The 22,988-nt window shown below is 68.3% G+C and carries 25 protein-coding genes; 14 read left to right on the forward strand and 11 right to left on the reverse strand.

Annotation, left to right across the window (positions count from 1 at the left end):
* Positions 1-52: 52 nt before the first annotated feature.
* Complete coding sequence (locus IU450_RS24230) at positions 53-484, forward strand: pyridoxamine 5'-phosphate oxidase family protein (protein WP_195152040.1); 432 nt, start codon at positions 53-55, stop codon at positions 482-484.
* Here the strand turns inward: IU450_RS24230 and IU450_RS24235 are convergent.
* The 4 genes from IU450_RS24235 to IU450_RS24250 all read right to left on the reverse strand — a co-directional run bounded on the left by IU450_RS24235 (position 481) and on the right by IU450_RS24250 (position 3,763).
* Positions 481-915 (reverse strand): CBS domain-containing protein, encoded by a 435-nt coding sequence (locus IU450_RS24235; RefSeq protein ID WP_195152041.1) that lies wholly within the window; start codon positions 913-915, stop codon positions 481-483. The two genes, IU450_RS24230 and IU450_RS24235, sit on opposite strands and share 4 nt — an antisense overlap.
* Before the next feature lie 102 nt (positions 916-1,017).
* Positions 1,018-2,280, reverse strand: coding sequence for a PucR family transcriptional regulator (locus IU450_RS24240; RefSeq protein ID WP_195152042.1), 1,263 nt, complete (start codon positions 2,278-2,280; stop codon positions 1,018-1,020).
* A 226-nt stretch (positions 2,281-2,506) separates the two neighbouring features.
* Entirely contained in the window at positions 2,507-2,743 is a 237-nt protein-coding gene (locus tag IU450_RS24245) for a hypothetical protein (protein ID WP_195152043.1), read from the reverse strand.
* 222 nt (positions 2,744-2,965) lie between these two features.
* On the reverse strand, positions 2,966-3,763 hold the full coding sequence (locus IU450_RS24250) for an SAM-dependent methyltransferase (RefSeq protein ID WP_195152044.1): 798 nt from the start codon (positions 3,761-3,763) through the stop codon (positions 2,966-2,968).
* Between the two features lie 325 nt (positions 3,764-4,088).
* Between IU450_RS24250 and IU450_RS24255 the strand changes: the two genes are divergently transcribed.
* Both IU450_RS24255 and IU450_RS24260 read left to right on the forward strand, forming a co-directional pair.
* A complete protein-coding gene (locus IU450_RS24255) occupies positions 4,089-4,310 on the forward strand; it encodes a DUF397 domain-containing protein (RefSeq protein ID WP_195152045.1) in 222 nt (73 codons plus the stop codon).
* Positions 4,311-4,400: 90 nt separating this feature from the next.
* A complete protein-coding gene (locus IU450_RS24260) occupies positions 4,401-5,288 on the forward strand; it encodes a helix-turn-helix domain-containing protein (RefSeq protein ID WP_195152046.1) in 888 nt (295 codons plus the stop codon).
* Between the two features lie 125 nt (positions 5,289-5,413).
* Here the strand turns inward: IU450_RS24260 and IU450_RS24265 are convergent, their stop codons facing one another.
* From IU450_RS24265 to IU450_RS24280, 4 genes are all read right to left on the reverse strand, one after another.
* On the reverse strand, positions 5,414-5,641 hold the full coding sequence (locus IU450_RS24265) for a hypothetical protein (RefSeq protein WP_228835026.1): 228 nt from the start codon (positions 5,639-5,641) through the stop codon (positions 5,414-5,416).
* Positions 5,642-5,938: 297 nt separating this feature from the next.
* A complete protein-coding gene (locus IU450_RS24270) occupies positions 5,939-6,241 on the reverse strand; it encodes a putative quinol monooxygenase (protein ID WP_195152048.1) in 303 nt (100 codons plus the stop codon).
* A 64-nt stretch (positions 6,242-6,305) separates the two neighbouring features.
* Positions 6,306-6,965, reverse strand: coding sequence for an SDR family oxidoreductase (locus IU450_RS24275; RefSeq protein WP_195152049.1), 660 nt, complete (start codon positions 6,963-6,965; stop codon positions 6,306-6,308).
* A gap of 34 nt (positions 6,966-6,999) precedes the next feature.
* Positions 7,000-7,512: a DUF2599 domain-containing protein gene (locus IU450_RS24280; RefSeq protein WP_324197797.1), complete on the reverse strand. Its 513-nt coding sequence runs from the start codon at positions 7,510-7,512 to the stop codon at positions 7,000-7,002.
* A 165-nt stretch (positions 7,513-7,677) separates the two neighbouring features.
* Between IU450_RS24280 and IU450_RS24285 the strand changes: the two genes are divergently transcribed.
* On the forward strand, positions 7,678-8,787 hold the full coding sequence (locus tag IU450_RS24285) for a lipase family protein (protein ID WP_228835075.1): 1,110 nt from the start codon (positions 7,678-7,680) through the stop codon (positions 8,785-8,787).
* Between the two features lie 10 nt (positions 8,788-8,797).
* On the opposite strand, the gene IU450_RS24290 is transcribed toward IU450_RS24285, so the two are convergent.
* Positions 8,798-9,040 carry a hypothetical protein gene (locus IU450_RS24290; protein WP_195034413.1) on the reverse strand — a complete coding sequence of 81 codons (243 nt, stop codon included), beginning with the start codon at positions 9,038-9,040 and terminating at the stop codon, positions 8,798-8,800.
* Between the two features lie 344 nt (positions 9,041-9,384).
* Here IU450_RS24290 and IU450_RS24295 point away from each other — a divergent pair, with 344 nt between their 5' ends.
* From IU450_RS24295 to IU450_RS24305, 3 genes are all read left to right on the forward strand, one after another.
* Complete coding sequence (locus tag IU450_RS24295) at positions 9,385-10,560, forward strand: lipase family protein (RefSeq protein WP_195152050.1); 1,176 nt, start codon at positions 9,385-9,387, stop codon at positions 10,558-10,560.
* 232 nt (positions 10,561-10,792) lie between these two features.
* Positions 10,793-12,196 carry a lipase family protein gene (locus IU450_RS24300; protein ID WP_195152051.1) on the forward strand — a complete coding sequence of 468 codons (1,404 nt, stop codon included), beginning with the start codon at positions 10,793-10,795 and terminating at the stop codon, positions 12,194-12,196.
* Positions 12,197-12,384: 188 nt separating this feature from the next.
* Positions 12,385-13,449, forward strand: a complete 1,065-nt coding sequence (locus IU450_RS24305; protein WP_195152052.1) for a fused (3R)-hydroxyacyl-ACP dehydratase subunits HadA/HadB — start codon at positions 12,385-12,387, stop codon at positions 13,447-13,449.
* Between the two features lie 16 nt (positions 13,450-13,465).
* Here the strand turns inward: IU450_RS24305 and IU450_RS24310 are convergent, their stop codons facing one another.
* Positions 13,466-13,984, reverse strand: coding sequence for a DUF3558 family protein (locus IU450_RS24310; protein ID WP_195152053.1), 519 nt, complete (start codon positions 13,982-13,984; stop codon positions 13,466-13,468).
* A gap of 276 nt (positions 13,985-14,260) precedes the next feature.
* On the opposite strand from IU450_RS24310, the gene IU450_RS24315 reads away from it, so the two are divergent.
* From IU450_RS24315 to IU450_RS24330, 4 genes are all read left to right on the forward strand, one after another.
* A complete protein-coding gene (locus IU450_RS24315; RefSeq protein ID WP_228835027.1) occupies positions 14,261-15,205 on the forward strand; it encodes a helix-turn-helix domain-containing protein in 945 nt (314 codons plus the stop codon).
* Between the two features lie 93 nt (positions 15,206-15,298).
* A complete protein-coding gene (locus tag IU450_RS24320; RefSeq protein ID WP_195152054.1) occupies positions 15,299-16,243 on the forward strand; it encodes a helix-turn-helix domain-containing protein in 945 nt (314 codons plus the stop codon).
* A 205-nt stretch (positions 16,244-16,448) separates the two neighbouring features.
* On the forward strand, positions 16,449-17,108 hold the full coding sequence (locus tag IU450_RS24325) for a TetR/AcrR family transcriptional regulator (protein ID WP_195152055.1): 660 nt from the start codon (positions 16,449-16,451) through the stop codon (positions 17,106-17,108).
* A complete protein-coding gene (locus tag IU450_RS24330) occupies positions 17,090-17,671 on the forward strand; it encodes a hypothetical protein (protein WP_195152056.1) in 582 nt (193 codons plus the stop codon). The genes IU450_RS24325 and IU450_RS24330 overlap by 19 nt, the downstream gene beginning before the upstream one ends.
* A gap of 216 nt (positions 17,672-17,887) precedes the next feature.
* Here the strand turns inward: IU450_RS24330 and IU450_RS24335 are convergent, their stop codons facing one another.
* Positions 17,888-19,438 carry an acyl-CoA carboxylase subunit beta gene (locus IU450_RS24335; protein ID WP_195152057.1) on the reverse strand — a complete coding sequence of 517 codons (1,551 nt, stop codon included), beginning with the start codon at positions 19,436-19,438 and terminating at the stop codon, positions 17,888-17,890.
* 560 nt (positions 19,439-19,998) lie between these two features.
* Here IU450_RS24335 and IU450_RS24340 point away from each other — a divergent pair.
* Genes IU450_RS24340 through IU450_RS24350 form a run of 3 tightly spaced genes read left to right on the forward strand, consistent with a single transcriptional unit; the run spans position 19,999 to position 22,976 of the window.
* Positions 19,999-20,943, forward strand: a complete 945-nt coding sequence (locus tag IU450_RS24340) for a transcriptional regulator (RefSeq protein ID WP_228835028.1) — start codon at positions 19,999-20,001, stop codon at positions 20,941-20,943.
* 57 nt (positions 20,944-21,000) lie between these two features.
* Entirely contained in the window at positions 21,001-21,951 is a 951-nt protein-coding gene (locus IU450_RS24345) for an acyl-ACP desaturase (RefSeq protein ID WP_195152058.1), read from the forward strand.
* Positions 21,948-22,976: an alpha/beta hydrolase gene (locus IU450_RS24350; protein ID WP_195152059.1), complete on the forward strand. Its 1,029-nt coding sequence runs from the start codon at positions 21,948-21,950 to the stop codon at positions 22,974-22,976. The genes IU450_RS24345 and IU450_RS24350 overlap by 4 nt, the downstream gene beginning before the upstream one ends.
* Positions 22,977-22,988: the final 12 nt, after the last annotated feature.

Genomic DNA, 22,988 nt, shown 5'->3' on the forward strand with positions numbered 1-22,988 from the left:
ACGGACTTCGAAGTTTTCTCGTGGACAACGGCTTTCGACTAGCCTGGAGGACATGCCCCTGACCGTGGAAGAACGTCGAGAGTTCCTCGCGCAGCCGCACGTCGCGGCGTTCTCGGTGGCCGTGGGTCCCGGCCGCGGCCCACTGACGGTCCCGATCTGGTACCAGTACAACCCCGGCGGCGAGATCTGGATCCTGACCGGCCCGGAGTCACAGAAGATGCGCTACCTTCGGGAGACCGGCCGGTTCGGTCTGATGGTGCAGCGCGTCGAGCCCACCGTCCGGTATGTGAGTGTGGAGGGCTCGGTCACCCGGATCACCCCGATGACCGACGCGTTGCATCGTGAAATGGCCGCGCGGTACCTCCCGGCCGAAACCGTCGACGCCTACCTGAAGGCGGCCGAGGCCTACGGAGAGCAGGTCGCGGTCTTCCTGCGCCCGGAGCATTGGCTCTCGGCCGACCTGGGCAACCTGAGCGAGCTCTAGTACCTGCCCTGCAGGTACTCGACGAGGTGTTGGCGTTCGGTCGCCAGTTCGGAGATCGCGCTCTTCACCACGTCGCCGATGCTGACGATGCCGACCAGCCTGCCCTCGTGCACCACGGGCAGGTGCCGGATGCGGTGGTCGGTCATGGTGCGACGCAGGCCGTCCACCCGGTCATCGAGGGCGCAGGTGCGCACCTCGGCGGTCATGATCGCCGAGACCGGCGTGTCCAGCAGGTCCGCACCGCGGGCGTGCAGACTGCGAACCACGTCGCGCTCGGAGACGATGCCGGCGATCGTGTCGCCGTCCGGGGAGACGACGACGGCGCCGATGTTCCGCTCGGCCAGGGTGGCGAGCAGCGTGCGCACCGTCGTGTCGGGTGCGACGGTGGCCACGTCGCTGCCCTTCCTGCGCAAGATCTCCGAAATTCGCATATTTCACCATCCAGACGTCGCGGCACTACCAGGATCGCAAGTTCACGGCTCGGTGACCAGCACGAATCCGTTACAGGCCACGATCGGGTCACGGTGCGGGCGTCACAGGCGTCGCGCGACGCTGCGGTCGAGGTCCCGGGCCAGCAGGGCGATCGCCGCCTGCGAGATGCCCGCCGAGGTCGCCAGGTCGATCGAGGTCAGCTGGGCGATGCGGCGCAGGCGGTAGTCGACGGTGTTCGGGTGCACGTAGAGCTGACGCGCGGTGAGCTGCCGGTTCATGTCGTTGCCGAGGTAGGCGCGCATGGTGTCGAACAGCTCGGGATGGGCGTCGAGCGGGTCGAGGATGGTCGCGATCCGCCGTGTGGCCGGGCCGCTGCGGGTGAGCTGGTATTCGACGGCGAGATCGGACATCTGGTAGAGACCGGGTGGCCTGGCGCCGACCCGCACGAGATTGAGCAGTTCGTGTGCCTGATCGGCGGATTCCGGGATCTGCTCGGTGTCGGTCGGCACGACGGTCGCGGTGAGCCGGACCTCGGCGGCCTCGGCCAGCAGCCCCAGCGTCGTCTCGGTGAGGACGGTGTCGCCCTCCTCGCCCAACGGGATGAGCAGGGTGCCGCCCTTGGCGCTGAGCAGGGCGAGCGCGCGGGAGGCGAACACGGTGGCCAGCTCGGACTGCAACCGCCGCAGCTTGCGGCGCGCGGCGATGTTTCCGTCGACGCGCGGGTCGCACTCGTCCGGATGTTCCGGAACAGACAGGGCGACAACCTGATAGGACTCCGCGATCGGAATGCCCGTCTGCCGTGCCAGAGCCGAGCTGCCCCGACCGCTGAGCAGGGCCGAGGCGAGCGTCTGCGTCGCCGTCTGATGTTCCTTGGCGACCAGGTGCTGTTCGTCGACATAGGCGTCGGACACCGCCGCGGTGATCGCCTCGAGTAACTCGAGCAGTAGATCGGCGGCGACCAGTACCTCATCGACGTCGTCGGCCTCGGCGTGCGCGGTGACCAGACCGAAGGCCATGCGCAGGCCCTCGTGGTAGGCGCGCAGGATGGTGCTCAGCGGCACTCCCTCACGAGCCCAGCGGGCGGCCGCCGCGCGCACCGGGCCGAGCTGTTGCTCGTCCGGCACGGTACGCCGGTCGAACATCTCGGCAGCGAGCTCGAGGCAGCTGCGGGTGAGTCTGGTGACGTCTCCGCGTAATTGCTCCCCGGGCAGCGTCCGGCAGGGAGCCATGAAGTTCTCGAAGTATCCGACCATGCGCGAGGCGACGCTGTCGGTGTTCTGCAAGGGCACCGAAGCCGGCTGTCCGCCGATTTCCAGCACCGAGTCGGACGAGTCGGCGGACAGATCCAACGCGGAGTAGGTCATTACGAATTCGCTCCAAATGCCACGCCAGGCGTGCGAGAAATCGCGCCCGAGTCGATCGATCACTATACGAAAGGCTCGTGCCTACCGGGAGTGATCTGTGAGATCGATCAGGAGCTCGCGGTATCACGCGAGGGCGATCGTGACCCGCCGCCAGGTGTGCGGCGCCGGAGCGCTGGAGGGGGATTGCACAGCGACGAAATCGGCTGTGCGCCAGACGATGAGAGGACTACTCGTCGTCCAGGCCGGCTGACAGGTAGGCGGCGGCCGCCAGCCACTGCCTGCACTGCGGGCCGTGGACCTCATGGACGTAGAGAATGTCGCGCGCCTGACGGTAGGTGAGGCCGCGGGGTTCCACCGCGCAGTCGGATATGGCGAACTCGGGCGCCGGGAGCTGGCGTAGGGATTCGGCACCGGCGCCATCGATCACGGCGACCCGGCGGGGAGTTCGAAATGGCTCGATCATTCGACTACCCCTCGCGTCCGGACGTGCGGAGGGGAGGCCGTCGTGCTGGTGCGCGGGCTCGAACTCCCTGCGTACCTCCCCGATTTCGAATTCGAGTCTATGCCTGCGTCACTTACAGATGCAAGTACATCTGCACGATCGGTCAGAGAAAAAACGGCGGCGGCCGCCGGTGCGAGACCGGCGACCGCCGCTGTGTCGCTTGTGGTTTGGCGTCCAGGGGGCTTACGGCTTGCGAGCGACCGCGCCGTAGGCGGAGATCGGACGGGCCTCCCCGACCTCGGTGTCGCCCGAGCGCCACTGCGTGATGGATACGAAGCCCGGCTCGACCAGCTCCAAACCGTCGAAGACGGCCTTGATCTGAGCCTGCGGGCGAGGGACATAAGGAGTGCCGCCCGTGCCGGTGTAGTTCTCGCACAGGGTGACATAGGACTTGCTGTCGTCGGTGCCGTCCCACATCACCAAGTGGCTGCCCGACGGTACGGCGTCCAGCACCGTGTGCACGATGCGCAGGAGATCGTCGTAGGTCTTGGCGTGGCCGAGCACGCCCATGAACATCACGCCGATCGGCTCGTTGAAGTTCAGGACGTTCTTGGCGTCGGCGATGATCCGCTCGGGATCGTGGTAGTCGGCGTCGACGTAGGTGGTGACGCCTTCGGGTGTGGTGCTGGTGAGTAGCGCCCGCGCGTGCGTGAGCACCAGTGGGTCGTTGTCCACGTACACGATCCGGGCTTCGGGCGTGACGCTCTGGGCGACCTCGTGGGTGTTCTGCATGGTGGGCAGGCCGGTGCCGATGTCGAGGAACTGGCGGATGCCCACCTCGCCGGCGAGGTAGCGCACCGCGCGGATGAGGAACTGGCGCGACTGCACCGCCATGGTGGTGATGTCCGGATCGACTTCGATTCCGGCGTCGCCTGCGATGCGGTCGATCTCGTAGTAGTCCTTACCGCCCATCCAGTAGTTCCAGATCCGCGCGGAGTGGGGGATGTCGGTCCGGATGAGGGGGCTGTGGTCTTCGGGCATGGGTTGGACTCCTCGCAAAAAACGGTGTCCGCGGCACGGCCGTGCGGGTGGGCGCGTGGAGGTGTCGCGAATGACTGGTACATCCGATGTGCACTGTGACAGTACAAGATTCGTCCTCCGCGAGCGGGTCGGATCGGGGAGCTGATCACGGTGTTTCCGGGTCGGCGCGACCGTGTTTCACAATCCCGACCGAATGGTCCGAATCTGCGGGCGCGCAGAGGGCGAACTTCGTGCTATCGTCCGGTGTTGGTGCAAATGCAAGAACGTTTGAACGTGCATCTGCACGAACCGAATCGCCTAACTGCGGTAACCGAGGAGTGGGAAGATGTCGGATACATCCACCAACGAGATCGTCGGAACTTGGCGCAAGAGTTCCTTCAGTAATCCGAGCGGCAACTGCGTCGAGGTGGCCGAAACGGTCAACGGCCAGGTGGCGGTGCGTAACTCGCGGGATCCGGAGGGCGGTGTGCTCGTCTACACCCGTCCGGAGATCGATGCGTTCGTCCGCGGCGCGAAGGCCGGAGAGTTCGACTATTTGACTAGCTGAGCGGTAACATTAGCGGTCGGTGCGGTGTGTCTCGCGACATGTGGATGTGACACACTGTGGGCAACCCCCGGAGTATCGGAGACGAACTCGATGATCGCTGAACCCGATGACGATGGTCACGTGCAATCCGTTGTCGCGGAACGTGGTCCGACCGTGCTACGCATCGCGTTGGGCGGTCAGCTGCGCAAGCTCCGGGAGAAGAGGAACATCACCCGCGAGGCGGCGGGCGATGCGATCCGCGGATCGCACGCCAAGATCAGCCGTCTCGAGTTGGGCCGTACCGGCTTCAAGGAACGCGATATCCGCGACCTGCTGACCCTCTACGGAGTCCACGATCCCGAGGAGCGCGAGTCGTTCCTCGAACTGGCCAGGCAGGCCAACGAGCCCGGCTGGTGGCATCGCTACAGCGACCTGCTGCCACAGTGGTTCGGCACCTACCTCGGTCTCGAACAGGCCGCGAGCAAGATCCGCACCTACGAGTCGCATCTTGTTCCCGGCCTGCTGCAAACGCCCGAATACGCCAGGGCTGTCGTGGCGCTCGGGTACGAGGACGCCGACACGGATCGGCGGGTCGCGGTGCGTCAGCGTAGGCAGGAAATCCTTTTCCGCTCGGACCCTCCGGTGGTCTGGGCGGTGCTCGACGAAGCGGCGTTGCATCGGCCCGTCGGTGGCCCGCAGGTGCATCGGGAGCAGATGCTGCACCTGGTGCGGCTGGCGAAGCTGCCGAACGTGACGATCCAGGTGCTTCCGTTCACCGCGGGCGAGCACGCCGCGGCGGGGAGCTCCTTCAGTATCCTGCGTTTCGCCGAGTCGGAACTGCCGGACATCGTGTATCTCGAACAGTTGACCAGCGCGCTGTATCTCGAACGGCGGCAAGACCTGGCGCTGTATCTGTCGGTGATGGACCGGCTCAGCGTTCAGGCCGAGCGTCCGGACAAGTCGATCGAGATCATGGAGAAGTACGCCGCCGGGCGCTGAGATCGCGCGGCGGCATCGCGCACACCCGTAAGACCTACTGAGCCGAGCGGCCACCTCCGGAATTCCGGAGGTGGCCGCTCGCTATAGTTCGTTACCCGCCGGGCTCGGACGGCGAGGTTGATTCGCTACTGCTTGATGAAGCTGGAGGCGATTCGCCAGAATGTCGCGGGCTGCAAGGTCCCGAGATCCCAGTCGTCGGCCATCGCGTGCGCGGTGGTGACGATTCGCTCTATATCGAAATCGTGCCGAGTTGCCGCCCCAGTGGATTCGACGGCATCAATAACGTATGCCATGGCGGTTTCTCGGGAAAATGCGGTATTGCTGTGGCCACTGCGGGCCGTCGATGTGCTCATATGTCTACCGTTCGCTGGCTGGTCGGCCAGTGCGGTGTCGGTTGATCCGAACCGACCGCCGGTAAGTGGTTGTTCCATTCGAACGCCCCTGTGTCGACTGGCGGCGGCAAGCCCACGGCGGCTTCGGCCTTCGGCTCGCCCACGCGGCCTCCCCTGGTGGTCCCCTGTAAAGCGTTGCGGCACCGAGTTTATGCCGCTGTACCTTTCAGATGCAAGCACATCTGCACGATCGATTGCACGTGCGTGCAGGCAATTCGCGTCCGGAAGTTTGCGGACGCGGTGCCCGCCGAGCGAATTTCAGTCGCGGCCGAATAGGACGTCCGTGCTGTAGTCGATCTGTGTACCCGGCTCGACGAATTGGTCCGCCGCGGCCCGCCAGGCGAGGAAATGTTCGGTGAAGCGATGCGCTTCGGCCGCCTCGTCATCGGTGTAGAGCTGGTAGAGAAAGAATCGGTGCGGGTCCACCCGATCTGCGCAGATGTCGAAGCGCAGACAGCCGGGTTCGGTCCGCACCGACGCCTCCGCGCTGCGGGAGATGGCCGCGAGGAACTCCGCTCGGGAGCCGGGGCGGATCTTCATCGAGACGATACGACTGAACACGGTTGTTCTCCCATCGTGACCGGAGGCGTCAATCGGCAAGGGCGGTAGCGAGGTTCCCGACGGCTCAGTCGGCCAGTTGCGCTATTGCCTGGCTAATCGGAGTTCCGCCGGAAATCAGTTCGAGCGTTGTTCCGGCGGTGGGCGCGGCAGGCAGCAGTCCGGCCAGCACGGCCGCCACGTCGGCGCGGGAGACCTCGCCGCGCTCGAGCGGGGGCGGGGCGAGCGTCACCAGCCCGGTGCCAGGGGAGTCGGTCAGGCGGCCGGGCCGCAGGATGGTCCAGTCGAGATCCCTGCCGCGCAGATCGTTCTCGGCCGCGGTCTTGGCGTCGACGTAGGCCGCCCACACCTCGTCGGAGCCGGCCGCGGGCGGGCGGCCCGCGCCCATCGTGGAGATCTGCAGGAAACGGCGCACCCCGGTGCGCTCGGCCGTCTCGGCCAGTCGGACCGAGCCACCCAGATCGACCGTATATTTTCGCTCGACGCCGCTGCCCTGTCCCGCGCCGGCGGCGAAAATCGCCGCTTCGCAGCCTTTTACGACCGTATCCAGCTCGTCGGTGCCGACATTCTCCAAGTCGCACAGCACGGGTTCGGCGCCGGTGCCGCGCACGTCGTCCGCGTGCTCGGGATTGCGGATCAGGGCGGCGACCTCGTGGCCCTCCTCGGTGAGCAAGGGGGCGAGCAGCAATGCGATCTTCCCATGTCCGCCTGCGATGACGACGCGCATGGATCGCTCCTTCCGGTCGGGGCGGCGCCCGCGCTCAGCGCTCGGGTCCGCCGGGATTACAGCGCGCTTCGACGGTGGCCTGGTAGCCGACCGCAGGGCGCCACGGTTCCAAGTTCCAGCTCGGCTTGTTCGGCTGGACCAGCCGCGCCCACGCCCAGTGACAGACGAACTGATCGCGCATGCCGGGTGCGGCGGCGTCCGCCGACCGGGCCACCACTTCCTGCCACGCCCGTTCGTCCGAGCCGGGGAAGGTGGTCTGGCGACCGGCCTGGGTGGGGAAGACGAGCAGCCGAGGCCCGTCGATCGTCTCGGTCCAGGTGACGTGATCGACCAGCGGCTGTCCCGCGTAGGGGTCGACGGACGGTACGGCGGCCAGTGGTGTCGAGGCCGGTGCGCTCGGGGTGGTCGTCGTGGTGCCTGTGGTCGTGTTCGCCGGAGGCGCGGATTCCTCGGCTCCGCAGGCCACCGCCAGTGGCAGCAGGCCTGCTGAGAGCAGCACTGCGGCGCGGCGCCCGGTGACGAGGCGATGCGGGTACCGCTGCGCCACGGTCGAACCTCCTGTGTTCTCCTCGGCACCGCTTTCCGGCGTGCTCAACCGAGCCTAGCGAGCGCGAGCGGCCACGGCGAGGTTCCCCGGGCGGGCCACCGATTGTGGTGGCTTGCCGCTACGGCCGCGGGTAGGGATAGTCGGTCGGTGCGGTGTGGACGGATCATGGTGGGGGCGGCGGGCGTCGTGGTCTCGGTGACGGTCGCGTTGGCCGGGCCCGCGGGCGCGCGGGTGGGCGAGGCGCCGGGCACGGTCACGGATCTGGTGGAGCTGGCCGGGCGGCTGCACGTGCGAGGAGCGGCCACCGCCGAGCGGCTGACGTATTGGTCGCGCGGCCCGCGCGGTCCGATGCTGAGTACCGGAGTGCTGTACCTGCCCGAAGGCGCTCCGCCGCAGGGCGGCTGGCCGATCATCGCCTACGCGCACGGCACGTCCGGGATCGCCGACGAGTGCGCGTTCACGCTGCAAGCCCGTGACTACTACCTGACGTCGGTGTACCCGGAGTTGCTGCGCGCCGGATACGCGGTCGTGATCTCCGACTACGTCGGACTCGGCACCCCCGGCGTGCATCCGTATCTGGACGGTCCCGCGCAGGCCCGCAGCATCATCGATGGCGTACGCGCCGCGCGAGCGGTCGCCCCCTCGCTCGGCACCCGCTGGGCGGTGTTCGGGCAATCGCAGGGTGGGCACGCGGCGCTGTTCACCGCCCACCTCGCACCCATCGACGCCCCGGAGCTCGAGCTGCGCGGTGCGGCCGCGACCGGCACCCCGTCGAATCTGGATCTGGTGTTTCCGCTGGCCGGCCCCTGGCTGCCGCGGCTGCCGCTGCAGAAGACGACGACCTACTTCGGCATGCTGCTGGCCGGATTGCGGGCCAGTGCACCGGAGCTGGACATCGACAGCTACCTGACGCCGGTCGGGCGAGACGTGCTGCGCGTCGTGGAAGCGGACTGCGCCGTCGAGGCGGACGCGCAGGTGTCCGGCATCGGCATCGGCGCCATGCTGTCGCGGCCTTTGGACGACCCCGCGCTGCTGGCCGCGGTGCGCGCGATGTTGCGGGTGCCGACGAGCGACTACTCCGTGCCGCTGTATCTCGGTCAAGGGCTGACCGATCTGGAGGTGCCCGCGCCGCTGACGCTCGAGCTGATCGCGGAGCTGCGCGCCTCCGGCACCGATCTGCGGGTGGGCTTCTACCCCGGCGATCATCTGGGCGCGGCGCGGGAAGCGTTTCCCGACGCGCTCACGTTCCTGCGCGGCGTGCTCGATCAGCCCTGAGTCCGCGTACTCAGCGCCACAGCGATCGGCACGGTAGCCTGCGCAGGCCGGGACGGACCTGGCCGTCGACGGTGACGGTGAGCCCGGCGTGCGCGGCGGCCGAGGTGAACTCCCACGCCTCGGTGCGAGTCGCGGCGTACTCGAGGATCAGCGCGTCGTCGGGAGTGGGGCCGTCGAAGTAGACGGTGATCCGCTGGGTGGGCGGGTCCTGGGTGTCGTCGCGGTCAGCGAGTCTGCGCGCAGTGCCGTCCATGCCACCGTCTCCTTCCGGCCGGCGCGGCAGCCGCGCCGGTAGGACCGACGGTAGAGGGCCGTCACTGCTGAGAACATGTTCCAGGTTATCGGCTGGAAATGTCACAGAACGGACCCGCGCCGGTGGGGTACAGTCACCAGCCGGGGCGCGTCGCGATCACAGTCCGCGCACCCCAAACTTGTTAATTGTCAACACGATCGCGTCGGGTAGTGCCCTGCGTGGCGATGTTGCCGAGGATGATTTACAGCGTTGGACGATTCAGGAGGCACACGTCGATGAGTCAGGGCCCACGTTCGTTGGGTAGGGGAGTGGGGCGACGACGTCTCGCACGTGCGATCGGAGCGATGGCCGCGGGCCTGGTGCTGGTCGCGAGCATGGCCGGTGCGGCAACCAGCGCACCGTTGTACCCCCAGCCCGATCCGGATCCCTTCTACGCGACACCGGCGGACATCGCCGACCGCAAGCCCGGCGACCTGATCGCCACCCGAGTGATGCCCCCGCTGGCGATCTTCCCGGAGACCACGGTGACCGTGGTCCGGTTCCGGTCGACGAGCTCGGAGGGCAAACCGATCGCCGCGACCACCACGGTGCTGACGCCCAAGTCGCACCGCCCCGACGGGCCGCTGCTGTCGTTCCAGCACATCATCAACGGACTCGGCTCGGAATGCTCGGTCTCCCGGGTGCTCTACACCGGTGACCCGAACCTGGTCGTGCGTGAGGCGCCGGGCTGGAACGTCCTGCTCGCGCGCGGTTGGAGCGTCGCGCTGCCCGACCATCTCGGGCCGAACTTCGCCTATGGCGCCGCGAAGCTGGGCGGGCAGATCACGCTCGACGGGATTCGCGCGGTGAAGCAGGTCGCCGAACTCGGGGTGCAGCGCAGCCCGGTGGCGATGGTCGGATACTCAGGCGGCGGAATGGCCACCGCCTGGGCGGCGGCCCTGCAGCCGAAGTACGCACCGGAGCTGGAGATCGCGGGCGCGGCCATGGGCGGCGTGCCGATGAATCTCGTGAAGATGCTCGAGGGGCTCGGTTTGAATCCGCACCCGGTGTTCGGGCTCGCATTCGCCGCCGGATTCGGGCTCGAGCGCGAGTATCCGACGCGTTTCCCGCTCAGCGACCAGTTGAACGAGCGTGGCCTGGCCGCCCGCGCGCAGATCGCCAACAGCTGCACCAACGACATCCTCTCGACGGGGGCCGGTCGCGGTGCGCTCGACTTCGCCAAGACGACCTCGATGATCAACGACGACACCGCGCGCGCCGTGGTCGAGGAGAACAGCCTCGAGCTCTACGACGGTGTGCCCAAGACGCCGGTGTTCGAATGGCATTCGCCCATCGATGGGCTCATTCCGATCGACGCGGTGGTCAACACCGACAAGCGGTGGTGTGCGGCGGGCGCCAGGGTGCAAACCGAGGAGATCCCGGTTCCGGACCATTTGACCGCGGCGGTGCTCGGCATTCCCGCGGCGCTGAACTGGCTGGACGCCCGTTTCCGGGGGGAGCCCGCGCCGAGCAATTGCTGAGCGACGATACGCGGACGGCCGAGCCGGGACCCGTTCTCCGGATACGGGTCTCGGCCGGTTGTTGCGATATGGATACGCGACAACACAACTCGGATGCTTTACTGCGTCCAGTCACGGCCGCTGACGTAGCCTGACGTCCTGGCTCCCGGTCTGACAGGGGACATTTCGGGGGTCGCGGCCAGTGCGCCCGGGTGCCAGACGACGTTGCCGTTCGCACCCAGAGGCGTGTGCCATGAGAATTTCGCGTGCCATTGCTGTGGCATTGCTCGCCGCCAGCTCGGTTCTGGCTGTCCCAGCCGCCGCGGAGCCGCCGCCCGCCTCGCCGCTGCCCGATGTGTCGGGCACGCTACCGCCGCCGGGCGGGCTGCTGCCCGGCCTGCAACAGCTCATCGATCAGGTGATTCCGCCACCGCCGATCGCGCCGCTGCCGGAGCCGAGTTTCCCTGCGCACGAGGCGACTACCTTGTCACCGTCGCTGGCGGCGTTGCGCTGGGCCGCGCTGCCCTCCGCGGTCGGCGACCCGATCTTCGACCTGCGGCCCGCGAATCTGGACGAGCTGGCCGAGGGCCAGGTCATCGAGGTGCGCGACGTGACCGCGACGACCGCGCCGTTGATGCTGATGCCGATCCAGCGCGCGCAGCTGGTGAAGTACCGTACGTCGGACGCGCACGGCGCGCCGTCGTATGCCACCGCGACGCTGGTCGTTCCCGCCGCGCCGTGGCCGGGGCGGGGGCCGCGACCGGTGGTGGTGAACAACCTGCCCATCGATGCCTTGGGCCGTACCTGCACACCGGGATACACCCTCGCGCACGGGCTCAACCCGGACACCAGCTTCACCGACTTCCTGCCACCCACGACACACGTGGCGGCGCTGCGCGGTTACGCCGTGCTGATCCCGGACCACGAGGGTCCCTCGATGGCTTACGCCGAACCGTTCGTGGCCGGTCACGCGGTGCTCGACTCGATCAGGGCGGTACGCAATCTGCTCCCGGAGGAGTTCGGCGCCGCGAAGTTCGGTCTCGCGGGTTATTCCGGTGGCGCGATCGCGACGCACGGAGCGGTGAAGCTGATCGATGGCTACGCACCGGAATTGGCGGAGGTGATCGTCGGCGCCGCGCTCGGCGGGGTGCCCGCCGATTACGAGATCCTGGCGCGCAGTATGAACGGCAACCTCGCCTCGGCGATATTCATGGGCGCGGTCTTCGGGATCGGCCGTGAGCGACCGGAGATCCTGGCCAGGATGAACAACCTCGCCCAGTGGGTGGCCACCTCGCCGGTGAAGAACATGTGCGGCAGCAGCTACGGAGCGATCGGCCTGCTGATGCTGCCGATCGACATCGCCGCGAACTTCCCGGATCCACTGCATTCGGCGCTGGCCGCGGACATCTATCGGGTGACCAAGATGGCAGGCATGCGGTCGGCGACTCCGCTGTACATCTACAACGGGGAGCAGGAGTTCTGGATCCCGGCCGAGGGCGCGCGCAATCTCTATCTGGAGCAGTGCCGTCTCGGGGTGCCCTCGGTGTACCGTAGCGTGCTCGGTGAGCACATCATCGCGGGTGCGCTCGGTTATCCGGAGGCCATGATCTGGCTGGACGACAGGTTGCAGGGGGTCCGGGCGCCCGACGAGTGCTGACCGTGTGACCACGGCCGGGAGGGCTCCGGTTAACGCGCTGGGCCTGCTGTCGCGATCAACACTGTGTACCCCCTTCGGTCCGTCGGTTCGTATGCCCAGATCTGGCGATGGTGCTGTGCGGCGTCTTCGCGGCTTCGGTACGGTGGGCCGGGCTGGGCGGGTTGACGCCCGATTCCCGAGAGAGGCACATGAACGACATCACGACCACCGCGTCCGAACAAGCAAAGGCCCTGGTCGGGCGGCACTACCGCCTGACCGACTCGTACGAGGTGGGACGCGAGAAGATCCGGGAGTTCGCGCGAGCGTTGCAGGACGGCCATCCGGCACACCGGCACGAGGACGCCGCCGTGCGGCTGGGCTTCGACGGGCTCGTCGCGCCGCTGACGTTCTCCTCGATCGTCCTCATGTTGATGCAGCGCAAAATGTTCGAGTCCGTCCTCACCGGCTACGACCTCGGCCAGGTGCTGCAGACCGAGCAGTCCATCCAGGTGCACCGGCCGATCGTCGCGGGCGACGAGGTGCGGTGCGACTCCTACATCGAGTCGTTCCGGCAGTTCGGTGACAAGGACTTCATGGTCACCAAGAACGTGCTGAGCAACCAGTACAAGGAAGTGTTGCAGACCGCGCACACCACGGCGGTGGCGCAGACCGGGGTGGGCATCGCCACCGATCTGCGCGCGGCGGTCGAGGGCGTGATCATGACCGGGCAGTCGACCACCGACCGGTCGGACGCGGCGGCCGCCCGCGGGACCGGCGAGGACAGCGGTCTCGTCGAGTGCTTCGAGGAGACGGCACAGCCGGATTCGCCCGACGAGCCGCGGACACCGCGAACCGTCCCCGCTTTCGAGGACTTGTCCGTCGGCATGGAACTCGCGCCGCGCACCGTCCAGATATCTCGCGGTGATCTGGTGAATTACGCGGGGGTGTCCGGTGATTCGAATCCGATCCACTTCAGCGACGTGGTCGCCCGCAGCGCCGGTCTGCCCGACGTGGTCTCGCACGGGTTGTTGACGATGGGCCTCGGCGCCGGATATCTCACCTCGTGGCTCGGTGATCCGGCCGCTGTGACGCGGTACGGGGTGCGGTTCGCCGGTTTCGCCCCGGTCCAGGCGGCGAAGGCGAGCTCGATCGAATTCCAGGGCCGCGTCAAGCAATTGGATCCCGATCGCCGTGCCGCCACCATCGCGTTGACCGCGACCTGTGGTGAGCGCAAACTGTTCGGTCGCGCGACGGCGGACGTGCTGCTGCGCTGAGCCGGCCCGCCCGGCGTCAGCGGGGAAGCGCGGGTGCCAGTGCCGTCGCGGCGGCGTAGAGGAGATCGCACGCCATGGACCGGTCCATGGCGGCAGCCCGGGTGTCCAGGCGCATCCGGACCTGGCTGTTGTCCGCCGTGGTGAACACCAGCAGGCATGCCGTGTCCGTGGCCAGCGGGCGAGAGCGTACCGCTGCGCGATCGCCGACTGTCACGTCGATGCGTTCCATCGCCGCCGAGAGGTCGTCGGGGACCGGCGTGGCGTCAGCGGCGAGCACGCGCAACGCCGCGGTCTGATTGCTCCACCCGCAGGCGGCCCAGCCCGGTCCCGGAGCCGCGCCGACATCCGCGCGCCGGCTGGCCGGTTCGAAACCAGCCGCGCGTAGCAGGTCGTCCGGGATCCGGGTGCAGGGATCCCAGGATGCGCGGGGCGCGGCCGCGGGTGCTGTGTGTGGCTCGGCGGCGAGCACCGTCCAGCCGGCGGCTATAGCGACGGCGCCCAGTAGTGCCGCGATAATCGTTCGGGTCCAATGCATTACGGTGCTTCTGCGCGGTTCGGTTCCTGCGGCCATCGGCATGGCGGTCGACTCGCTCTCGAAAATCGGGGAGGCCGCCGACGCTAGCGGTCGCGGTGCGCGAAAGCGGCCCGGATCGCGTCGTCTTGTGGAACGTCCTATCGATTTCGCCGGCACCGGGCAGGTGTCACAACGCCGCTGTCGATGATCTTGCGGATGTGCTTACACCTGCGCATTCACTGCGATTCGGCGGGTGCGGTGCTGGAGTGTGGGGGCGGCGCATGCGAGACTCGGTACATGCGTGCTTCGGTAGTGCGGCCTCAGAACGAATCCATCGCTCGCGGAACGGCTCCGGTGGCGGAGGGCGGCCCGACCGCCCTACGGATGATCCTCGGCGGGCGGATGCGGCGGCTGCGTGAGGCGCGCGGAATCTCGCTCGAGGAAGCGGGTGAGGCGATCCGCGGCTCGCACTCCAAGATCAGCCGATTGGAGTTGGGGCGCACCGGTTTCCGGGAAAGGGACCTGGTCGATCTGCTCGCCCTCTACGGCGTCACCGATGAGGAGGAGTGCGCCGAGTTCAAGCGCCTGGCCAAGCAGGCGAACACCTCGGGATGGTGGCATCGCGACGCCGACTGGCTGCCGAAGTGGTTCGACACCTATCTCGGGCTGGAACAGGCCGCTCAGCTGATCCGCTGCTACGAACCGCGGGTCATCCCGGAGTTGCTGCAAACTCCCGACTACGCCCGCGCACTGTTCGTGCTCGCGCATCCGCACGAGGACGAGGAGGCCATCCAGCGGCGCGTGGCCTTGCGTATGCGCCGCCAAGAGATCCTGACCAGGCCGGACCCGCCTCAGATGTGGCTGATCATCGAGGAAGCCGCGCTGCGGCGCAGGATCGGCGGATCGCAGGTGTGGCTTGCCCAGCTGGAGCACCTGCTCCGGGCGGCGGAGGCGCCGAACATCACGGTACAGGTGCTCGCCGACCATGTGGGCGGCCCCGCGCTGGCCGACGGCGCGTTCACCATGCTGCGCTTCGCCGAGGCGGACCTGCCCGACATCGTGTATCTCCAGCAGCTCACCGGCGCGCTGTACCTGGACAAGGACGCCGATCTCGCGGCCTACCGCGCGGTGGCGAATCTGCTGTCGGTGCACGCCGCGCCCCCGGAGTACACCCGGGAACTCGTCGCGGCCTTGCGCGAGCGCGAGCCGCACATCGTGGAGCGGCCCTCGGGCCGGTTCTGACCGGTATGCCCGACCTGGTCGAACCCGAATATCCATCCGTACAGGGACTTTCGACCATAGATAGCGAATGGGTGTGCATGGCACACTCGGGACATGCGTGCTTCGAAGCTCCGACCGGACGCCGGGTCGGCCGGTGCCCATCCGGTGTCCGGTGGCGGGCCCACGGTCCTACGCATGGTCCTGGGGGGTCGTCTGCGTCGTCTGCGCGAGTCCCGTGGGCTCACCAGGGAAGACGCGGGCGAGGCCATTCGCGGGTCGCATTCGAAGATCAGCAGGCTGGAACTCGGGCGCACCGGCTGCCGGGAACGTGATCTGGTCGACCTGCTGAACCTCTACCGGGTGACCGATCCGGAGGAACGGCAGCGATACCTGGAGCTGGCCAGGCAGGCGAACGCGTCGGGCTGGTGGGCGCGGGACAGCGATTGGCTGCCGAAGTGGTTCGACACCTACCTGGGGCTGGAACAGGCGGCGCGCCGGATCCGTAGCTACGAACCGCGGGCGGTTCCGGAGCTGCTGCAGACGCCGGAGTACGCTCGCGCGCTGCTCACCCTGTCCCATCCGGGCGAGTCGGAGGAGTCGATCGAACGCCGTGTCGCGCTGCGGATGCGCAGGCAGGACATTCTCGCAGGCCCGCACCCGCCCCAGCTCTGGGTGATCATCGAGGAAGCCGCCCTGCGGCGCAGGATCGGCGGCTCCACCGTCTGGCGCGCCCAGCTCGACCATCTGCTGCGCGCGGAGGCCCAGCCGAACATCACCATCCAGATCCTGGCCGACGACGTGGGCGGTCCGGCGCTCACCGACGGGGCGTTCACCATCTTGCGCTTCGCGGAGGCCGATCTGCCCGACATCGTCTATCTCCAGCAGCTGACCAGCGCGCTCTATCTGGACAAGATCGCCGACCTGGATGTGTATTACGCGGTGCTGAACCAGCTTCTGGTGCTCGCGCCCGCACCGGAGCATTCCCGGGGGCTGCTCCAGGTCCTGCGCGACGGTGTCCTTCCGACCGTCGACGAACCCGTGGACCGCATGCGGGGATGACCGGACTCCGCTTCGGCGGGAGTCCGCTGCGCACATGCGGTGGATCAGTCGCCCCGGGCTGAAACGCCGGACGTGACACGCCGAGTTCCGACGCGGCCGGGCGATTCGACCTGCCCGGATCGGGCATTTCCTGGGCGAGGTGATGCGCATGCCGGGGTCGGGCAAAGTATTGTCCCACCGGGACAATAAGAGGTATCATGTGCTCATGGGCGACGACGGTGTCGGTCTGGACGGCCGTCGGCTGCGCACTCGGCGCAGCCGTGAGGCGCTGTCGCGCGCCGCGTTCGACCTGCTCACCGAGCGCGGACTGGACGCGGTGGCCGTCGAGGACATCGCGCTGCGCGCCGGTGTCACCCGGCGCACGTTCAGCAGGCATTTCGCCTCCATCGAGGAGGCGGTTCTCGGCGATGTCGATCAGGACGTCCACCTGTTCAACGAGGCGCTGCGCCGCCGACCCCCGGGCGAACCGCCCTTGATCGCCTATCGCAACGCCGTCCACGACTGGCTCGCCGCCGAGTACGGCGGCGGCCGCGCCGCGCTGCTGGCGCGCCGCTGGGCGCTGTTCCAGCGCTTCGACGACGAACCGGAACTGTTCGCCGGTTATCAGCGCATCCGCATCGATGGGCAGCGCGAATCGGTCCGGATCATCGCTGCACGGCTCGGAGTCGATCCGCTGACCGATCCACGTCCGGCCGTCGCTGTCGGCGCCGGTGCGGGCATGCTGCTCGCGGCGCTGCAGAGCTGGGCCGCGGGCCCTGATCCGATGGGTCTGCCCGGCCTCGTCGAAGAGTTCTTCGACACCCTCGTCATCCTCACCGCCGAATTCCGTAACGAGGAGTCACCGTCATGTCTACCCCGTCGGTGAACATGTACCGCCGGACGTGCCGACGCGTCGGTCTGGACCGAAATCCGCTGCGCCGCAGGGAAGACCGCGTGCAGACCGGCGTGGCGGTGCTGCTCGCCCTGGTGTTCCTGATCGTCGTGCCGGTGCTGGCGGTCACCGTCGGAGGCCGGGTGTATCGCGTGGAAACGGCCGCGGTGCGAGCCGAGACGGCGCGCTTGCACCAGGTCGACGCCACCGTTGTCGAGGCCGGGAAGGCGCCGCTGTACACGCCGGTGATACCCGCGCGGGTGTCCTGGAAGGACGCCGAGGGCGTGGAGCGCACCGGCGACTATCAATCGACCACGGTGGTGGAGCCGGGTTCCACCGTCCCGATCTGGCTGAACGAAGCCGGTGCGATCGTGGAGCCGCCGTCGGCCACCCAGCCCGCCAGCAAGGCGGTGATGCTCACCGCCGGTGCGGTGTTGGGTGTCTCGGTCGTGCTCACGGGCAGCTACCTGCTGGTTCGCCGCGCACTCGATCGGCGGCGGCTGCGGCAATGGGAGACGGAGTGGGTGGCCGCCGATCTCACCTGGGGCCACGGCTGAGCCTCGGTGCGGCGTGCCCGCCGGGCGAGGGTAGGGAACAGGCACAGCGGGCACGTCGCGTGCCGGACCACATCGCGGCGAACGAAGCGTCCCGGCACTGCCTCTGAGATTAAGGCATCGGTGTGCCGGGCCGCCCGATTCCTCGCGGATCACCGGAAATTCCATTACATAAGCCGGGTTATGTTGTGACACAACCCAAGGCGCCCGCAGGGCTGCTCAGACCGGAAAGAGGCTGTGCTTGCGCGGGTTCGGCTCGGCGCTCGCCTCTTTCTCGCGCAGCAGGCGCAGCGCGCGGCGAATCTCCAGCCTGGTCTGCGAGGGCTCGATCACCGCGTCGATGTAGCCGCGCTCGGCGGCGATCCACGGCGTGGCGACGGTCGCGTTGTACTGCTCGATCATGAAGTCCCGCGCGGCCGCGCGCTGGTCCGCGGGCACTTCGGCGAGCCGGCGCTTGCCGACGATGCTCACCGCGCTCTCCGCGCCCATCACCGCGATGCGCGCCGTGGGCCAGGCCAGGCTGATGTCGGCGCCGAGCTGCTTGCAGCCCATCACCGCGTAGCCGCCGCCGTAGGCCTTGCGGACCACGACGGTCACGATCGGGACGGTCGCCTCGATCACCGCGCGGAAGAACCGCCCGCCGCGCTTGATCACCCCGCTGCGCTCCTCCTCCACGCCGGGCAGCACGCCGGGGGTGTCCACGACGAAGATCAGCGGCAATCCGAAGACGTTGCACAGCCGGATGAAGTGCGTCGCCTTGTCCGAGCATCGCGCGTCGATGGCGCCGCCGAGCACGAGGGGCTGGTTCGCGATCACCCCGACGCTGCGCCCGTCCACCCTGGCGAAACCGGTGATCAGGTTCTGCGCGGTGGCCGCGCTGATCTCGTGGAAGTCGCCGTCGTCGAATAGGCGCAGCAGGATCTCGTGCATGTCGTAGCCCTCCCGATCGGAATCGGGCACGATCGAGTCCAGTTCCAGATCGTGCGGCGTGACCTGCGGCTCCAGCCCCGGGTTGACGATCGGGCCCTGCTCCAGGCAGCTCGACGGCAGATAGCTCAAATAGGTCTTGGCCCAGTCGAACGCGTCCTGCTCGGTGGCGGCGACGTGGTGGATGGTGCCGTTGGCCGCCTGCGCCTGCGCGCCGCCCAGCTCCTCCATGGTCACCTCTTCGCCGGTGACCTCCTTGATCACCTCGGGGCCGGTGACGAACATGTACGACTTCTCGGTCGCGATCAGGACGTCGGTGTTCACCGGTGCGTAGACCGACCCGGCCGCGCACTTGCCCAGCATGATCGACACCTGCGGCACGAAGCCAGACAGCCGCTCCTGGCGGCGGCTCATCAGCGCGTACCAGGCCAGGGAGGTCACCGCGTCCTGGATGCGGGCGCCACCGGAGTCGTTGATCGCGACCACCGGGCAGGCGTTGGCCGTGGCGAAATCCAGCGCCTTGGCGACTTTGCGGCCGAACATCTCACCGACCGATCCGCCGAAGACGGTCTGATCGTGCGCGATCACCACGACCGGTCGGCCGTCGATCCGGCCCCGGCCGGTGACCACACCGTCGCCGTACATGGCTCCGGAGGTGCCGGGCTGGCGCACCAGGGCGCCCATCTCGACGAAACTGCCCGGGTCTAGCAGTGCGCGCACCCGTTCCCGCGCGCTGGGGATGCCCTTGCTCTTGCGTTTCGCGATGCCGGTCTCGCCGGCTGGTTCCTCGGCAAGCTCCAGGAGTCCCCGCAGTTCGTCCAGCTTTTCTCGCGTACCGCTCATTTATGGTTCAGTCCTTCGAACTCGTCGCGACGCCGTGCGGCAGCGCGGCGTTCGATGCTATCGGCGGTGCTGTCCGCCGCACAGGCGTTCAGAAGATCTCATGGGACACCTCACAGGTTTACTCTCCTGGCTCCCGGCGCATGACAGCGGCACCCGCTGCCGGGGCGCCGACACGATTTGTGCAAGGTCCCAACCGTGGGCACGGGTGCCGATGAACCGTCCCGAGGGCGTCGGCGGGGGCTTCTCAGGGCGGGGCGGACGGATCTAGGGTGATCTCGACGCAGCGCCGGAAATGCGCGGACGGCGCTGCGTCACTACTCCGGAAATGGTGCGTCCGCGTCGATCGGCGCCGGATCCGAAATCGCGATGCCGCAGCAGCTCTCTCCGCGCCGGACTCGCCCCTCCCGAAATCGCCTCGAACGCTTGTGATTCCGCCCAACGGGTCGGGCGGCCGCTGATGACTTACCTGATTCGGCCGAACATATCTCGATTCCATCACGATCCGTCGCTAACCTTCGGGAGGCATGATGGGCAGGCAGCCGAGAACGAGTACCGAGACGTTGACATCGAAACTCGTCGAACACCTGGCGGAGCATTCCGGTCGCGACGCGTCCGGCGATGTCGCGACCACCGCGCGGAACTGTTTGGCGGCCGCCGTCGAACTGCTGGCTCCGCGTCCGGCGCCCGCGGCGGTGCGGCCGCCGGAAATCGCCGGTTTCGCCTCGCGCTGGGCGCGGGAGGGCATCGCGCTGGAAACGGTGCTCGGCGCGTATCACGACGAAATTCGGAACGGGCTGGAATTCCTCGCAGACGAGGCCGCCGATGAGCAGACCGATCAATTCCTCGCGGGCGCCCGGCTGGCGGTGCACGTCTTGGAAATGGTGACCGTGGCGGCGTCGACCGCCTATGTGGACGAGCACCGCGCGGTCGCGCGGGAGCATCAGACCGCGGCCCAGACGTTGGTTTCCGCCCTGCTCGGCGGACACGCGGTCGGCGAGCTCGCCAGGGCGACGGGCATTCCGATCGCCCGGTCGTACCAGGTAGTGGCGCTGGGCATTCCGGCACACCCGGACGAGCGAAGACCCGGCGCGGGGGCGGATGCGGCCCGGCGCAAGCTTCGCCGGGTCCAGGCCGCGCTGGCCGATCCGCTCGGCTCCCGGGCGTTGTCGGTGCTGTCCGCCGCGGGCGGCACGGTGCTGGTGCCGATCGATGACGTGCCCGCCCGCACCGGCATGTTCAGCATGACCGAGGACGTGCTGGCCATCGTCGGCGAGGCCGCCGAGGTGCCGTTGACCGCCGCCGTGGCCGCCGGGCGCACCGCGCGCATCCCCGAACTGGCCGGCCGCGCCCACGACCTGCTGGACCGGTTGCGGGCTGCGGGCAGGCCCGCCGGGCTGTATCGGGTGGCCGACCCGGGCGAGACGACGGGCTGTGAGCTGCCCCAGCCGGGCCATATGACCATCGTCACCGCGCCCAACGATCACGTAATCGGCCGTTCGGCCTGACCTTTCGCCGGTATCGTCGACTGTGCCCTGATCTCGAGGGTGAGCAAAGGAGTGCGAGTGTCCACCGCGTTGTCCGATCGCGATATTCTGCGCGAGCTCGAGCCCACCGCCGAACGCCTGCTCAATGATCATCTGCGCAAGGCGAAGTCATGGAATCCGCACGATTACGTGCCGTGGGACGACGGACGCAATTTCGCGGCCCTCGGCGGAATTGATTGGGAGCCGGGGCAATCCGCGCTTTCGGAGGTCGCGCAGACCGCGATGATCACCAATCTGCTCACCGAGGACAATCTGCCGTCGTATCACCGGGAGATCTCGGAATCGTTCTCCCTGGACGGAGTGTGGGGCACCTGGGTCGGCCGGTGGACCGCCGAGGAGAACCGCCACGCCATCGTGATGCGCGACTATCTGGTGGTGACCCGCGCGGTCGATCCGGTGCTGCTGGAGCAGGCGAGGATGGCGCATATGACCTCGGGCTTCGCGAAACCCGAAACGGAGCAGGTGTTCCTGCGTTCGGTGGCTTACGTGACACTGCAGGAGCTGGCGACCAGGATCAGCCACCGGAATACCGGAGCGGCCTGCGAGGAACCCATCGCCGAGCGTATGCTGCAGCGAGTCGCCGCCGACGAGAACCTGCATATGATCTTCTACCGGAACATCAGCGCCGCGGCCCTGGACCTGGTGCCGAACGAAGCGCTACGCGCGATCACCAGCGTGGTCACCCGCTTCCAGATGCCCGGGTTGACCCAGCCGAACTTCCGGCGCAACGCGGTGCTGCTGGCCAAACACGGCATCTACGACCTGCGTCAGCATCTCGACGTGGTGGTGCGTCCGGTGCTGCGGGCATGGCGCGTCTTCGAACGGACCGATCTGGCCGGCGACGGCGAACGCGCCCGCGACGAGCTGCACGCCTACCTCGACGATCTCGAGAGCCGGGCGCGACGGTTCGAGGAGCAGCGCGAACGCGCGGCGGCCAGACAAGCGGAACGGGCTGCCGCGGCAGGATGAGTCTGCGCGTACCGATCACCGCGGCGGCGATGGCCCTCATCGCCGTGACCACCGCTGCCCCCGTTCTGGCCGACCCGGTACCGCCCACCCCGCCGCCCGCGGTCGATCCGGCCATGACCCGGACGGGGCTGCTCTCGACCGAGCAGGTCGCTCCGGGGCGGGAACGGCTGTCCATCGCCTCGGCGGCGATGCGCCGGGTCATCACCGTCGAGGTGCTGCGCGGCAGCGGCGCGGCGCCGCGCCCGGTGCTGTACCTGCTCGACGGCGTCGACGGCGACGCCACCTCGGCGTGGCTGACCAAGGGCGGGGCCGCCGAGTTCTTCGCGGACAAACCGGTGGACGTGGTGCTGACCGGCGGCGGCACCGGCAGCATGTACAGCGACTGGGCCCGGCACGACGCCGCCCTTGGCCTCAACCGCTGGGAGACGTTCCTCACCACCGAGCTGCCGCCCATCGTGGAATCGCTGCTGCGCACCGATGGGCGCCGCGCCATCGCCGGCGTCTCGATGGGCGCACAGGCGGCGATGATGCTCGCGCAGCGCCATCCCGGCTGGTATCGCGCCGTGGCCGGGATGAGCGGGTGCTATTCCACCGCCGACCCGCTCGGTCACGCGGTCACCACCATCACGGTCGCCTCGCGTGGCGGCAACGTGGAGAATCTCTGGGGCCCGCCGACCTCACCGGAATGGGCCGCGCACGACAGCCTGCTGCAAGCGGAAGCGCTGCGCGGCACCGCGATCTACCTCTCGGCGGCCACCGGAGTGCCGACCGGCGCCGATCTGGTGGCGGTCGCGAACTCCCCGACGATCGCGGAGGCGCTGCGGACGGCGGGTGGTGGCGCGGCGCTGGAGGCGGGCGCCCGTGCGTGCACCGAGCGGTTCGTCGCGCGTCTGGACGAGCTGAAGATTCCCGCCACCGTGGAGTACACCGCGGAGGGCATGCACACCTGGCCGGACTTCCAGGCGCAGCTGCCGAAGGCATGGCGGGTGCTGGCCGAGGCGCTGGGCGTGGCCACGTCCTCCTGAGCGGCGCGGAAT

The organism is Nocardia abscessus (genome assembly GCF_015477775.1).
Lineage (GTDB): Bacteria > Actinomycetota > Actinomycetes > Mycobacteriales > Mycobacteriaceae > Nocardia > Nocardia abscessus_A.

Bases quoted from the DNA above. Each gene is read 5' to 3' on its own strand.
- IU450_RS24230 (WP_195152040.1), top strand. From the start codon at position 53: ATGCCCCTGACCGTGGAAGAACGTCGAGAGTTCCTCGCGCAGCCGCAC.
- IU450_RS24235 (WP_195152041.1), bottom strand. From the start codon at position 915: ATGCGAATTTCGGAGATCTTGCGCAGGAAGGGCAGCGACGTGGCCACC.
- IU450_RS24240 (WP_195152042.1), bottom strand. From the start codon at position 2,280: ATGACCTACTCCGCGTTGGATCTGTCCGCCGACTCGTCCGACTCGGTG.
- IU450_RS24245 (WP_195152043.1), bottom strand. From the start codon at position 2,743: ATGATCGAGCCATTTCGAACTCCCCGCCGGGTCGCCGTGATCGATGGC.
- IU450_RS24250 (WP_195152044.1), bottom strand. From the start codon at position 3,763: ATGCCCGAAGACCACAGCCCCCTCATCCGGACCGACATCCCCCACTCC.
- IU450_RS24255 (WP_195152045.1), top strand. From the start codon at position 4,089: ATGTCGGATACATCCACCAACGAGATCGTCGGAACTTGGCGCAAGAGT.
- IU450_RS24260 (WP_195152046.1), top strand. From the start codon at position 4,401: ATGATCGCTGAACCCGATGACGATGGTCACGTGCAATCCGTTGTCGCG.
- IU450_RS24265 (WP_228835026.1), bottom strand. From the start codon at position 5,641: ATGAGCACATCGACGGCCCGCAGTGGCCACAGCAATACCGCATTTTCC.
- IU450_RS24275 (WP_195152049.1), bottom strand. From the start codon at position 6,965: ATGCGCGTCGTCATCGCAGGCGGACATGGGAAGATCGCATTGCTGCTC.
- IU450_RS24285 (WP_228835075.1), top strand. From the start codon at position 7,678: ATGGTGGGGGCGGCGGGCGTCGTGGTCTCGGTGACGGTCGCGTTGGCC.
- IU450_RS24290 (WP_195034413.1), bottom strand. From the start codon at position 9,040: ATGGACGGCACTGCGCGCAGACTCGCTGACCGCGACGACACCCAGGAC.
- IU450_RS24295 (WP_195152050.1), top strand. From the start codon at position 9,385: ATGGCCGCGGGCCTGGTGCTGGTCGCGAGCATGGCCGGTGCGGCAACC.
- IU450_RS24300 (WP_195152051.1), top strand. From the start codon at position 10,793: ATGAGAATTTCGCGTGCCATTGCTGTGGCATTGCTCGCCGCCAGCTCG.
- IU450_RS24305 (WP_195152052.1), top strand. From the start codon at position 12,385: ATGAACGACATCACGACCACCGCGTCCGAACAAGCAAAGGCCCTGGTC.
- IU450_RS24310 (WP_195152053.1), bottom strand. From the start codon at position 13,984: ATGCATTGGACCCGAACGATTATCGCGGCACTACTGGGCGCCGTCGCT.
- IU450_RS24315 (WP_228835027.1), top strand. From the start codon at position 14,261: ATGCGTGCTTCGGTAGTGCGGCCTCAGAACGAATCCATCGCTCGCGGA.
- IU450_RS24320 (WP_195152054.1), top strand. From the start codon at position 15,299: ATGCGTGCTTCGAAGCTCCGACCGGACGCCGGGTCGGCCGGTGCCCAT.
- IU450_RS24325 (WP_195152055.1), top strand. From the start codon at position 16,449: ATGGGCGACGACGGTGTCGGTCTGGACGGCCGTCGGCTGCGCACTCGG.
- IU450_RS24330 (WP_195152056.1), top strand. From the start codon at position 17,090: ATGTCTACCCCGTCGGTGAACATGTACCGCCGGACGTGCCGACGCGTC.
- IU450_RS24335 (WP_195152057.1), bottom strand. From the start codon at position 19,438: ATGAGCGGTACGCGAGAAAAGCTGGACGAACTGCGGGGACTCCTGGAG.
- IU450_RS24350 (WP_195152059.1), top strand. From the start codon at position 21,948: ATGAGTCTGCGCGTACCGATCACCGCGGCGGCGATGGCCCTCATCGCC.